The following is a 13,112-nucleotide window of genomic DNA, read 5'->3' as shown; positions in this document are numbered from 1 at the left end:
CCTCATCGTTCGTTTATAAAGAAATTTTTTCTTATTATTGATACGTTCGGTGCCTGAAAAGGTTTCATTTCGCTACTTTTTTCCTGCGGCTGGCTTTGCTTACTTTCGCATCCATTCGTGCCCGGTCACGTTCGAGGATCCGTTTTAAATATTTGCCGGTATACGAGTTTTCGACTTCAGCGATTTCTTCCGGAGTGCCGGTCGCCAGGATGGTTCCGCCTTTGTCGCCGCCTTCCGGTCCGAGGTCTATCAGATAGTCAGCAGTTTTGATGACATCCAGATTGTGTTCAATCGTCAGAACCGTATCTCCGTTGTCGACTATGCGCTGAAGCACTTTCAGCAACCGGGAAATGTCATCCGCGTGCAAACCGGTAGTCGGTTCGTCAAGTATATAGAAAGACTTGCCGTCGGAACGCTTATGAAGTTCAGAAGCCAATTTGACCCGCTGCGCCTCACCGCCGGAGAGAGTGGTCGCCGGCTGCCCCATCGTGACATAGCCGAGACCGACATCCACAATCGTTTTAAGTTTCCGGTTGATCTTTGGAACGTTTTCGAAAAACGCATGGGCATCTTCCACGGTCATTGCCAATACATCGGCGATGTTCTTGTCTTTGTATTTCACTTCCAACGTTTCCCGGTTGTAGCGCTTGCCGTGGCAAACTTCACATGGCACATAGACGTCCGGCAGGAAGTGCATTTCTATTTTAATAATACCATCTCCGCGGCATGCTTCACAGCGACCGCCCTTGACGTTGAAACTGAATCGCCCTTTTTGGTAACCGCGCACTTTTGCTTCATTTGTTTTGGCGTAGACATCACGGATGTCATCAAAGACGCCGGTATATGTCGCAGGGTTCGAACGCGGTGTGCGCCCAATCGGTGACTGATCGATTTCAATAACTTTTTCGAGCTTTTCGTAACCTGTCACCGAAACAGCTTTGCCGGGTTTAATCTTGGCCCGATTCAATTTGCTGGCCAGCGTCTTATAGAGGATCTCATTGACGAGCGTGCTTTTCCCTGAACCCGACACCCCAGTCACTGCTGTAAAGATACCGATTGGAATATCGACATCGACGCCTTTCAGGTTATTCTCGCTCGCTCCACGGATTGAAATGGCGCGTTCATCCGGTGCTCTCCGTTCCGCTGGCAGCGGAATGAATTTTTTGCCGCTCAAATATTGCCCGGTCAGCGACTTTTTGTTTTTCATCACTTTTTCCGGAGTGCCGGCAGCGATGATTTCTCCGCCGTGCACTCCTGCTCCCGGGCCGATATCGATTAAATAATCCGCCGCAAGCATCGTATCTTCATCGTGTTCAACCACGATGAGCGTGTTGCCGATATCGCGCATATCCTTCAGCGTATTGATCAGCCGGTCATTGTCCCGCTGATGGAGGCCGATTGACGGTTCATCCAGTATATAGAGGACACCTGACAGACGCGACCCGATTTGGGTAGCCAAACGAATCCGCTGCGCTTCCCCGCCTGACATCGTGCCGGACGCCCGGTTCAGTGTCAGATAATCGAGGCCGACATTGATCAGGAAACCCAGTCTTTCTTTGATTTCCCGAAGAATCAATAAAGAGATCTGCATATCTTTTTCCGACAGCTCGAGATTTTTGAAAAAATCATCCGCTTCCACAATCGAGAATTCCGAAACTTTCCCGATATGGAGTCCGTTGACTTTCACTGCCAGTGATTCCGGTTTCAAGCGATGGCCGGCGCAAGCAGGACAAGCTTGCTGCGCCATATATTTTTCCATCTGGTCCCGGATATAATCCGACGATGTTTCCCGGTAGCGCCGATCGACATTCGAAAGGACACCTTCAAAATTGATATGATTGTCGCGCACTTGGCCGTATTCATTCTCGTAACGGAAGCGGATTTTTTCAGTTCCAGAACCTCGGAGAATCATATTTATATGTTCTTCCGGCAATTCACTGAGTGGCGCGTCCATATCGATCTTGAAATGATTGCATAAGGCTTTCAGCAATTGCGGATAGTATTGGGAACTGGTCGGCTTCCACGCAGCAATGGCGTGTTCATTTAATGACAGGCTCCAATCCGGAATCACCAGATCGGGATCCACTTCCAGCTTATGGCCAAGCCCGTCACAGTCAGGACAAGCGCCAAATGGTGAGTTGAATGAAAACATACGGGGTTCCAATTCACCGATCGAAAATCCGCAAATCGGACAGGCGTGATGTTCGCTGAACAATAATTCTTCCTGCTCCATCACATCCACCAGCACTCTGCCATCACTCAATCTCAAAGCGGATTCAAGTGAATCGCTGAGCCGCGGCGCAATGTTCTCTTTCATGACGATGCGGTCAATCACCACTTCGATTGAATGTTTTTTGTTTTTATCCAATTCAATATTGTCATCGAGATCGATTAATTCACCGTTGACCCTTACACGCACATAGCCCTGCTTTTTGATGTCTTCAAACAATTTGGCGTGTGTCCCTTTTCTGCCGGAGACCAGCGGAGCCAGAATCTGCATTTTTGTGCGCTCCGGATAAACGACCAAACGGTCCACCATCTGTTCGATGGTCTGGGAGGAAATTTCGATGCCATGATTCGGGCAGATCGCTTTGCCGACTCTGGCATACATCAAGCGCATATAATCATAAATTTCCGTAACCGTCGCAACCGTTGAACGAGGATTTTTACTGGTTGTTTTCTGGTCGATCGAAATTGCCGGTGACAGGCCTTCGATCAAGTCCACATCCGGTTTGTCCATTTGTCCGAGAAATTGGCGGGCGTAAGAAGACAGCGATTCCACATAACGGCGCTGCCCTTCCGCATAAATCGTATCGAAAGCCAAAGAAGATTTACCGGATCCCGATAAACCGGTCATTACCACCAGTTTATCGCGCGGTATGGTTATATCAACATTTTTCAAATTATGCGCTCGCGCACCCTGTATTTTGATTTCCTGATTTCTCAAAATCGATCATCCTTCCGCTTTCAGTTCAAGCACCGTATCCCGCAGTTCCGCCGCCCGTTCGAAATCGAGCGCTTTGGCCGCTTCTTTCATTTCTGATTCCAATAAAGTGATCAGTTTCAGGCGATCCTCTTTGTTGAGTTTTTTGCCTGACGTCGCTTTGGAGACATATTCTTCCGCTTCTTCCGATGCCACTGTCGCACGGATAACATCGCGGATTTTCTTTTGTATGGTAATCGGCGTGATGCCGTGTTCTTCATTGTATGCGGCCTGGATCGTGCGCCGGCGTGTGGTTTCATCCATTGCTTTTTGCATGGAATCCGTTATTCTGTCAGCGTACATGATTACCTGACCATTTGCATTTCGTGCGGCTCGGCCCATTGTCTGGATGAGGGCACGTTCAGAACGCAGGAAGCCTTCTTTATCCGCATCCAGGATGGTCACGAGTGACACTTCCGGGATGTCTAGACCTTCCCGCAGCAAGTTGATGCCGACGAGCACATCGTAGACGCCCATCCGCAGCTCGCGGATAATTTCAATGCGCTCGAGCGTCTTGATTTCGGAGTGAAGATAATTCACTTTGACTCCCGCTTCTTTTAAATAAGCAGTGAGGTCTTCCGACATTTTCTTGGTCAGCGTCGTCACCAGCACCCGTTCATTGCGTTCGGCACGCAGACGGATCTCGTCCATGAGATCGTCAATCTGCCCTTCGATCGGACGGATTTCGATGGTCGGATCCAAAAGCCCTGTCGGCCGGATGATTTGCTCCACCATATCCGGTGTGTGCTCCAATTCATAAGGTCCCGGCGTTGCGGAAACAAACAACGCCTGATCGATATGCTCTTCGAATTCCGTGAATGTCAACGGACGGTTGTCCATTGCAGAAGGCAGACGGAAACCGTGGTCGACCAATACTTTCTTCCGCGCCTGGTCACCATTGAACATGCCGCGCACTTGCGGCAGCGTCACATGGCTTTCATCGACTATCAATAGGAAGTCATCCGGGAAATAATCGATTAACGTGTACGGCTGCGCCCCCGCAGGACGCAAAGTCAGGTGGCGCGAATAGTTCTCGATTCCTGAACAAAAGCCCATCTCCCTCATCATTTCGAGGTCGTAGCGTGTTCGCTGCTCGAGACGCTGCGCTTCCAGCAGTTTGTCTTCCGCGCGCATCTCTTTCAGCCGCTCTTCAAGTTCCGCTTCTATGTTCTCAATGGCTTTGACCATTTTCTCTTCGCGTGTAACGAAGTGGGAAGCCGGAAAAATTGCGGCATGGTCACGTTCGCCAATGATTTCACCGGTCAATGCATCCACTTCACGGATGCGGTCAATTTCGTCGCCGAAAAATTCGACCCGCAGACATCTTTCATCCCGCGAAGCCGGGAAAATTTCCACCACGTCTCCGCGAACGCGGAAGGTACCGCGGATAAAGTTGATATCATTGCGTTCATATTGGACATCGACCAATTTTCGCAAGAGCTGATTGCGTTCAATTTCCATCCCTTTGCGCAAGGACACCACCAGTTCGCGGTATTCTTTCGGAGAACCCAGTCCATAAATACAGGATACGGAAGCGATGACGATTACATCATCGCGCTCAAAAAGCGACGAGGTGGCAGAATGCCGGAGCTTGTCGATTTCATCATTGATGCTGGCGTCTTTTTCTATATAAGTATCGGATTGTGGCACGTACGCTTCCGGTTGATAATAATCGTAATAGCTGACAAAGTATTCCACAGCATTGTCCGGAAAAAACTCTTTAAACTCGCTGTAAAGTTGACCCGCCAATGTTTTATTGTGGGCCATGACAAGTGTGGGCTTCTTCACTTCCTGAATCACATTGGACACCGTATACGTTTTCCCTGTACCCGTTGCACCCAGCAATGTCTGGAATCGCTTGCCGTTGTAAATTCCTTCCGTCAACTCGGCAATTGCCTGGGGCTGATCTCCCGCTGGTTCATACGGAGCCTGCAGATTAAATTCCTGTTTCATAGTATAAATCCTCCCGTTTTTCAATACCTTTATTTTATCATATGCCCTAAAAATCCCCTAACAAAAAGCGAACGTATGTTTTTTGCGAAATAATTTCGCGGCATAAAAAAAGAAACGCTCCTGTGAGCGTTTCTTTTTTTATCAGGATTCTTCACATTTCAAAGCCTGCAATTGCTGGCTGTATCGATTGAATGCATTGCGGTCGTGCGAGTCCAGGGCTTCATCTATCAGATTCATAAGTTGCTCTTCCTGTTGCGAACGGTGGATATGCTTAAGAAAAAGATCGAGATAAATCTCGTTCAGCAATTTTTCCGCTTCAGAAATTTTCTTGGTTTGGGCCATCGCCTTCATGAAATCAGCATAAGAATAATAGTTTTCCATTCTACCTCACCCCGAATGCTTTTCATTAGTATACATTAAATTTTAAAAAAGAACAATAATTATTTAGAAAATTCAAACGATGAGAATTTATTTTATTTTAACAATTAAAAAGATTGTATATTTTCCAATTATTATTATAATAAGGAGAGTAAAGTAAATTTTGGGGGTGTTTTAGCATGGGTCGAAAGAATTACAATCCCTTTTCCTATACAGTTTGCAATAATACATACGCATTGATCCCACATATGGAAGGTTCGCGCCTCGTAACCCGGGTACTCGAAGACCGGAGTGAATTTCTTGTTGAGCAAACCGCCTATAAAACGATTACCGGATCCTGCTCTTTTTATCGCGGTTCGCTTGAAAGCGCCACGCTTTATGCACAGAAAGCGATCGGCGTGAAGCACAAGCCTCCGATTATCATCGGGGAGTATTATGGCAATCCACTGATTTTCTTTCCCACTCATTCACCGAAAAATAAAGAGTCGGTCTGGTTCAATTACGACGCGATCGACCTGATTGAAAGTGATGAATGCGGAGGAAGCATCGTTTACCTGAGCAACGGACAATCTGTCTGTCTGGACGTTTCAGCCATCGCATTGAGGAACCAGCATTCTTTTGCGGGATCTTTGCGCCGCTATTTTAAAAAAGCGCAGAATCAGCATAAGCAGCAATTGACTTATGTGACAAAGCGCCCGATGCCAATCCGCACACGGCATCCTTCAGATTAGGCTTTCAGCTCTGCCATTGACAGATACAGCCGGATCAGTTCCTCTACCCGGTTGCGCAAACGCAGATTTAAATAGCGCCGGTGATCTTCATATCCTCCATGATAAAACACGTACTCGGTAAAAGTGTCATCTCCAGCGCCCCGCATTACTTTCATCTGGCGCTTGCGCATATGCATTTTGGTTTCTTTCAATTCCTTTTGCACCAGACTGATCGCCCCTTCCACCATTTCCAGGTAGGGGCGTTTCAATTTGAATGAACCGTTTTCGAACAGCAGCCGGTCACGCTCCAGCACAGTCAATACCATGGGCAGATATATCATATTTTCAAAATGGCCAATCTCTTCCTGCGGAATCAAAGGCATGTCCTCACCACCTTCACGAATCAGCCCCGCTATCCAAACCATTGTTAGGTGATTCCGATAATAAATAAGGGAACATTTGTTCTTATTTATAATAATACTCTCTATTTTTGGAATTGCAATACGCCAAACATAAAAAACCTCTGAGCGAGATGCTCAGAGGTTTTATTTTATAGACCGATAAACGACCAGCGAAGCGATGAAGGCGCCGGACGACAGCCACAGATAAGGTTCGTTTGAAAACCAGACGGAAATGGAAATCCCCGTAAATGCCAGGATGCTGAAAATGCCGGCGAACATTCTGCTCTGCAGATCGCGGCGATATTCCCGCATGCGGCCGTCCCGATTTTCCAGATAATTGCGCATCCGTTCCGGTTCCTCGAGATAATTGATGACTTTCTGCGGCAAAACGCGGAGCGGGCCGGTCGAATTGAGGATCCAGCGCAAAACGTCCCCTTTGCCGAAGACTTTCTCGCCTTCCTTCTGCGATGCTGCCCATTCCAGAATACGCGGACGCGCCAGCGCCATCAGGTCGACTTTCGGATTCAAGACATGGAGCACGCCGACAAAAATTGAAACAGCGCGGCCAAAAAAGGCGAACTCTGAAGGCAGCTGAACCGGCTGCGTACGAACAATTTTTTGGAGATCCTTCATCAATCTTTCGACAACGAAGCTGTCCATTTCCATCAGTTCGTCCGACTCATATGCCGTGACAAGCCGCGAGATGGCATCTTTCAGTATTTCCCGGTCTGCATGCGGCAGCAGGAAGCGAAGATCTTCCAGGCCATCCAGCACCTGGTCATAATTTTTAAAGATGATGCCTTCGGCGATCCTCAATACCGCTTGCGAATCCGATTTCCGGATCATGCCCGTCATCCCAAAATCGATTAGCACGATTGTACCGTCCTGCTTCAACAGGATATTGCCGCCATGCGGATCTGCGTGGAATTGCCCCCCGTAGAGAACCTGTTCGAGAAACAGGATGAACAGCCTCTCGGAGATTTCAAAACGGTCAATATCGTGTTTTTCAATAAAGGCAAGATCCGTGATCCGTGCGCCTTCGATCCAGTCCATCACCAATACATGGCGGGTGGACAGGTCTTCGAAATAGCGCGGGAATTGAATGCCGTCCATTTCATCAAAGCGTTCGGCAAAGCTCCGGCCGTTTTGCAATTCCTGCTGGAAATTCAATTCTGCACCAATGGTTTCGGTCATTTCCAGATATAATTTCGTAAAGTCGATCTGCTTTGAAAAATTAGTGAATTTGCGGGCCAGCCAGATGACGATCCGCACAGCCTGAAAATCGGCGCGCAGAATGCGGCTGGTGCCCGGACGCTGCACTTTGATCGCAACTTCACTGCCGTCTTTCATGATGCCTTTATAAACTTCCCCTATCGATGCAGAAGCGATTGCTTCCTCAGAAAGATTTTTTAAGTACGTGGTATGCGGTGTGTTCCATTCGCGCTCCAGTACTGCGACGATTTGTTCCCGCTCCACGGAAGGAACTCTGTCCGTCAGCCCCTCCAATTCAGCGAGAAAACTGGGCGGCATGATGTCAGCGCGCGTCGACAGGAATTGCCCCAATTTTATCATGAGACCGCCCAATTGGAGTGCGAGGCTCTTATATTGTTTGGCCATTTCGGTAACAAGTTTGTTCCATTTCTCCTCCACCAGCGGATTCCAATTGCCGCGATGGCGTCTTTGGAAGAGCGTTGCCCGCATAAAGAATTTCACAGCCATAAAAACGATTCGAATGACACGGATAAAAGTAATCTGATTCATAAGCGGGGTCCCTCCTCTTGTATATTACATTATAGGCACTGATAGCGGAATAGTCCAAAAAGTGGTATGTTTTAAAAGGATGGAAATTAGACAAGGGGGATGAAAATGGACACAATTCATTATGAACAAAAAGAAAATTTAGCATTCATCACATTGAATCGCCCGGATGCGATGAACGCGTTTAATTACGATATGCTGATGGAACTTGGCCAGGTGGTTGAGGCAATCCGCATCAATCCCGATATCCGTGTGGTGGTCTTTACCGGCGCCGGAGAAAAGGCATTCAGTGTCGGCGCGGACTTAAAGGAACGGAAAACATTGACGGACCAGCATGTGAAACGCAATATCTACAAGATCGGCGAAATTTTTTCCGCGATCGAGAATCTTCCACAGCCCACCATTGCCATGATCAATGGCTTTGCATTCGGCGGCGGCATGGAACTGGCTCTTGCCTGTGATTTCCGGATCGTATCGGATAATACATTGCTCGGCCTGACGGAAACCAGCCTCGCCATTATTCCTGGCGCCGGCGGAACGCAGCGGCTGCCGCGCTTGATCGGCGAGTCGAAAGCGCTGGAACTGATATTGACTGCGCGCCGCCTGAAATCGGCTGAAGCGCTGGACTACGGCCTCGTGACACGTGTCACACCGCCGGAAGAATTGGCACAAGTGACCGGTGAATTTGCCGATGCGATGCTGGCGAATGGCCCGATTGCCCTGCAGCAGGCAAAATTCGCCATCAAGAATGGTATGAATGCAGACCTGCAGACCGGGTTGCATATCGAAAGAAAAGCTTATGAATTGACGATCCCAACCGAAGACCGCATCGAAGCGCTGCTCGCGTTCGGTGAAAAACGCAAACCTGTCTTTAAGGGGAAATAAAATATCCGAAACGCAAAAGAGGCCATCTGCTCAGCAGACGGCCTCTTTTGTCTTATTATTCTTCTTACAGGTATTTCTCCATCCAGCCGGCAATCTGCTCGAGTCGTGCAAAGCGCAGATTCGGTTTGCCCGTACGGGATAAGTTATGGTCCGCTTCCGGGAAACGCACGAATTCCGTTTCTTTCCCCATACTTTTCAGCGTGATGTACAATTGCTCCGACTGTTCAATCGGGCAGCGGTAATCGTTTTCGGAATGCAGGATCAATAATGGTGTTTCCACATTCTTGGCATATTTCAACGGAGAATGGTGCCATAGCTTATCGACATCCGTCATATCCGCCTGCATCTGCCATTCGGAGAAATAATAACCGATGTCGGAAACGCCGAAGAACGAAATCCAGTTGGAAATTGACCGTTGCGTGACTGCCGCTTTAAAGCGGTTGCTGTGGCCGACGATCCAATTGGTCATGAAGCCGCCGTAGCTGCCGCCCGTGACGCCGAGGCGATCGGTATCAATCCAGCTGTTCGCTTCAATGGCACCGTCCAGCGATTTCATGATGTCTTCGTAATCGCCGCCGCCGTAATCGCCGCGCACTGCATCGACAAATTCCTGGCTGTAGCCATGGCTGCCGCGTGGATTGACATACAGGACACCGAAGCCGCGCGCTGCAAGCAATTGCATTTCGTGGAAAAATGAATTGGCATACATCGCATGCGGGCCACCGTGGATGTTGACCACGAGCGGATATTTCTCCCCTTCTTTAAAACCGTAAGGCTTCATCAACCAGCCGTGCACAGCCCAGTCTTTCGCTCCTTTTGCGATGATCAGTTCAGGGGCAACCAATTCCGTTTCATCCAAATAGGTTTTATTGAATGAAGTCAGCGCTTTGCGGTCGCCGGTGGCAATCGTCAAATGGTAAAGTTCACCCGGATCCACCGGATTGGTGATCGCGGCAAGCGCGAATTCACCGTTCCGCGCGATATCGTAGCCGTAGACATGCTCCATGTCAGGAGACGCCGGATAAACTGCACCGTCAAGCGATGCGAAGTAAAGGCGCACATCGCCCATTGTCGACACCTGGAAATAGAGATGGTTGTCTGTCGTCCAGACAGCTCCTGGTGCGTCAGCACTTTGCTGATGATCCGCAACCACATAATCGCCGACTGGAATATCGAGTCCTTCCGTCAGGCAGATGCTTGTTTTCGACGCCAGCGTATGGACGTAAAGTTCCGTGTGCGTGGCGTTCTGATAGTGGCGCGTGCTGCCCACATAAGCGATATGCGCATCGTCATGGGAGAATACGGCACTGCCAAAATAACCTTCTTCATCAACGAGTGCTGTTTCTTCTTTGCTTTCGGTATCGTAGATGAACAGCGGCTGACGGAAGACGAAATCGAGATTTTCTTCCCGCGTCACGCCGTAGACCAGCTTGCTGCCGTCATGCGACACAGCTTCCAGTCCATGATGATGGGTGCCATCCGTAATCTGTTCGACTTCCTTTGATTCGATGTCGATGAGGCCGATCTGGCGGTGAAATTCTTTCGGCAACAAACCCATGCCATCCATTTTGTATTTCATCTTATCGACAACATACGGTTCCGGGAATTTCTTTTCATCTTTCTCTTCTTTGTCCGTGAACGTCTGGCCTTCTTTCACCATCGCATCGAACCAGATCTTCTTGTTGCACGGAGACCAGCGGAAGCTGTTGACCCCTTTTTCAAAATCCGTCAAGTCGCGGGCTTCGCCGCCTTTGGCCGGCAAAATATATAATTGGTTTTTTTCGGTGCGGTCTGACAGGAATGCAACGGATTTGCCGTCTTCTGACCATTGCGGTGATGACACGCGCTGCTTGCCGTATGTCCATTGCGACAACTCGCCTGTCTCCAGTGAAACGTGCCACAGATGCGATATGTATTTATTGTCTTCTTCATCGATATGCGTGCGGATAAAGACAGCTTCTGTGCCGTCAGGTGAAAGGTGCGGATCCGCTACCGAGATCAATTTTGTTAAGTCTTTTATTTCCACTGCTTTTTTAGCCACTATATTTCCTCCTCGAAACTATTTCGATTCTCGCAATACTTACTCTTTCACTATAATGAAAAATGTCAGTAATTTCAATGAATTTCGAAATTAAATAGGTTGAATTAATATTCTTTAATAATCGATACTCCGCAAAACAGCTTCGAAGACATTAGCCGACGCTTGCGAGGCTAAGTCTTTGCGACGAAGCAGCGCAGCGATGCAGGAGCACGGTTTTCTGCGCCTGAGTAACTCGGAATCATCGCCCGAGTGGATCTCAGCACTTCGCTTGGCCCCCTGGGCGTCTTCGCTGTTTTGCTCCATATCTAAGCTACTCTTTAAGAGCTGATGCGGGATAAGCATGATAATTCTTTAGTTCACCTTATTTAAATAGAGCCTTGAAGTACTGATTATTATAGGAACCACAAAACCCCCAGCAGACTGCCGGGGGTTATACTCACTTCTTTTAATGTTGTTTCAACGCCTGTTCTTTCAATGAACGGCGCAGAATTTTGCCTGTCGTGTTTTTCGGCAGCTCATCGATGATATCAAAATGCTTAGGCACTTTGTATTTCGCCAGATGTTCTGCGCAGTATTTCTGAAGGTCGCCAGTTGTATAGACCTGATCTTTCAATACGACATACGCATTGATCGATTCCCCAAAATCTGCGTCCGGCAAACCGACAACAGCCGCTTCGGACACGCCCGGATGCGCGAATAGAACTTCTTCGACTTCACGCGGGTAAACGTTATAGCCACCAACAATGATCATGTCTTTTTTACGGTCGACGATGAAGAAATAGCCTTCTTCATCAACTGTCGCTAAATCACCCGTGTAAAGCCAACCGTCTTTGATCGTTGCAGTTGTTTCTTCCGGCATTTTGTAATAGCCTTTCATGACGTTCGGTCCGCGGACGATCAATTCGCCAACTTCCCCGACAGCCACTTCTTCGCCAAGTTCGTTAACGACTTTATTTTCTACATTAATGATGGACGTGCCAATCGAACCGGCTTTGCGTTCGCGATCAATCGGGTTGAAGCAAGTAACCGGTGAAGCTTCGGATAAACCGTAGCCTTCAGAAATGCGGACGTTGAATTTATCTTCGAAATTATGGAGCAAAGCGACTGGAAGCGCTGAACCACCTGAAATCGCCATCCGAACGGAATCGAAATCAGACGACTTGGCTTCCGGATACTGGTACATGAAATTGTACATTGTCGGCACGCCTGCAAAGACTGTCGCATTTGTTGCTTTGATGGCATCGAATACGTCTTTCGGGTTGAAACGGGGAACCAGGATAATTGTAGCCCCCTGAATCAACGGTGCATTTACGACGACTGTCAATGCGAACACGTGGAAGACCGGCAAAGTAGCGAGCACACGGTCAGCAGACGAGATCTTCAGGTATTCGCCTACATCCCGCGCGTTGGAGTATAGATTGCCGTGTGTCAGCATCGCCCCTTTTGGTTTGCCGGTGGTTCCGGATGTATACAGGATGACCGCAGTATCGTCTTCAGCCACTTCAACTGGCAGGTTTACTGAAGATGCGTTGAACAGCATATTGCTGAATGCGTGGACTTTGCCTTTCACAGCTTCCGGCAATTGCGCCAGTTTGGCACCGGTTGACGGGTCCGTTTCGCAGATGATATACGATTCGACAGCCGGCAATGCCATATGCGCTTTTTCAATAAGCGGCAATAATGCATCCAACGCGATGACTACCTTCGCATCGCTGTTATTGACGATGTAAGCGATTTCATCCGGCGTATAGATCGGGTTGATCGGCACAGCTGTTGCGCCAAGACGCATTGTCGCATACAGCGAAATCAGGAAATGAGGCGTATTGCTTAACAGAAACGCCACGTGATCCCCTTTTTTTACGCCCATTGATTCCAGTGCATTGGCGAATTTCCCCACTGTCTGTTCAAATTCTCCGTAGGAAGTATCCTTCCCCATAAAATGATAGGCCGCTTTTGATGGATTTTGGCCGGCAATTTCGTGAACACTTTTTACTAAATTCATT

General features: G+C 48.4%; 9 protein-coding genes. 2 read left to right on the top strand and 7 right to left on the bottom strand.

Annotation, left to right across the window (positions count from 1 at the left end; translation table 11 throughout):
* Nucleotides 1–64: 64 nt before the first annotated feature.
* The 3 genes from uvrA to DHX103_RS13355 form a co-directional block, all read right to left on the bottom strand.
* The gene (gene uvrA / locus DHX103_RS13365; protein WP_422122743.1) at nucleotides 65–2,947 is read right to left on the bottom strand and encodes an excinuclease ABC subunit UvrA; all 2,883 of its coding nucleotides are present in this window, start codon (nucleotides 2,945–2,947) and stop codon (nucleotides 65–67) included.
* Nucleotides 2,948–2,953: 6 nt separating this feature from the next.
* A complete protein-coding gene (gene uvrB / locus DHX103_RS13360) occupies nucleotides 2,954–4,936 on the bottom strand; it encodes an excinuclease ABC subunit UvrB (RefSeq protein ID WP_422122742.1) in 1,983 nt (660 codons plus the stop codon).
* Between the two features lie 141 nt (nucleotides 4,937–5,077).
* Nucleotides 5,078–5,317, bottom strand: a complete 240-nt coding sequence (locus DHX103_RS13355; RefSeq protein WP_422122741.1) for an IDEAL domain-containing protein — start codon at nucleotides 5,315–5,317, stop codon at nucleotides 5,078–5,080.
* A 176-nt stretch (nucleotides 5,318–5,493) separates the two neighbouring features.
* Between DHX103_RS13355 and DHX103_RS13350 the strand changes: the two genes are divergently transcribed.
* Entirely contained in the window at nucleotides 5,494–6,045 is a 552-nt protein-coding gene (locus DHX103_RS13350) for a competence protein ComK (protein WP_422122740.1), read from the top strand.
* On the opposite strand, the gene DHX103_RS13345 is transcribed toward DHX103_RS13350, so the two are convergent.
* Together DHX103_RS13345 and DHX103_RS13340 are read right to left on the bottom strand one after the other, a co-directional pair.
* Nucleotides 6,042–6,449 carry a hypothetical protein gene (locus tag DHX103_RS13345; RefSeq protein WP_422122739.1) on the bottom strand — a complete coding sequence of 136 codons (408 nt, stop codon included), beginning with the start codon at nucleotides 6,447–6,449 and terminating at the stop codon, nucleotides 6,042–6,044. The two genes, DHX103_RS13350 and DHX103_RS13345, sit on opposite strands and share 4 nt — an antisense overlap.
* 120 nt (nucleotides 6,450–6,569) lie before the next feature.
* On the bottom strand, nucleotides 6,570–8,186 hold the full coding sequence (locus DHX103_RS13340) for an ABC1 kinase family protein (RefSeq protein ID WP_422122738.1): 1,617 nt from the start codon (nucleotides 8,184–8,186) through the stop codon (nucleotides 6,570–6,572).
* Between the two features lie 105 nt (nucleotides 8,187–8,291).
* On the opposite strand from DHX103_RS13340, the gene DHX103_RS13335 reads away from it, so the two are divergent.
* Nucleotides 8,292–9,068 (top strand): enoyl-CoA hydratase-related protein, encoded by a 777-nt coding sequence (locus tag DHX103_RS13335; RefSeq protein WP_422122737.1) that lies wholly within the window; start codon nucleotides 8,292–8,294, stop codon nucleotides 9,066–9,068.
* Nucleotides 9,069–9,132: 64 nt separating this feature from the next.
* Here DHX103_RS13335 and DHX103_RS13330 read toward each other — a convergent pair whose 3' ends face one another.
* Together DHX103_RS13330 and DHX103_RS13325 are read right to left on the bottom strand one after the other, a co-directional pair.
* Nucleotides 9,133–11,109: a S9 family peptidase gene (locus DHX103_RS13330; protein WP_422122736.1), complete on the bottom strand. Its 1,977-nt coding sequence runs from the start codon at nucleotides 11,107–11,109 to the stop codon at nucleotides 9,133–9,135.
* Between the two features lie 445 nt (nucleotides 11,110–11,554).
* Nucleotides 11,555–13,111, bottom strand: coding sequence for a fatty acid--CoA ligase family protein (locus tag DHX103_RS13325; RefSeq protein ID WP_422122735.1), 1,557 nt, complete (start codon nucleotides 13,109–13,111; stop codon nucleotides 11,555–11,557).
* Nucleotide 13,112: the final 1 nt, after the last annotated feature.

It is taken from the genome of Planococcus daihaiensis, assembly GCF_049262615.1.
Taxonomy (GTDB): Bacteria; Bacillota; Bacilli; order Bacillales_A; family Planococcaceae; genus Planococcus.
The sequence above is the reverse complement of the archived record's forward strand: the minus strand, read 5'-3'. Positions and strand labels throughout refer to the sequence as shown.

Coding starts and splice junctions, on each gene's coding strand:
- DHX103_RS13325 (WP_422122735.1), bottom strand. CDS start 13,111: ATGAATTTAGTAAAAAGTGTTCACGAAATTGCCGGCCAAAATCCATCA.
- DHX103_RS13350 (WP_422122740.1), top strand. CDS start 5,494: ATGGGTCGAAAGAATTACAATCCCTTTTCCTATACAGTTTGCAATAAT.
- DHX103_RS13335 (WP_422122737.1), top strand. CDS start 8,292: ATGGACACAATTCATTATGAACAAAAAGAAAATTTAGCATTCATCACA.
- DHX103_RS13340 (WP_422122738.1), bottom strand. CDS start 8,186: ATGAATCAGATTACTTTTATCCGTGTCATTCGAATCGTTTTTATGGCT.
- DHX103_RS13355 (WP_422122741.1), bottom strand. CDS start 5,317: ATGGAAAACTATTATTCTTATGCTGATTTCATGAAGGCGATGGCCCAA.
- DHX103_RS13345 (WP_422122739.1), bottom strand. CDS start 6,449: ATGGTTTGGATAGCGGGGCTGATTCGTGAAGGTGGTGAGGACATGCCT.
- uvrB (WP_422122742.1), bottom strand. CDS start 4,936: ATGAAACAGGAATTTAATCTGCAGGCTCCGTATGAACCAGCGGGAGAT.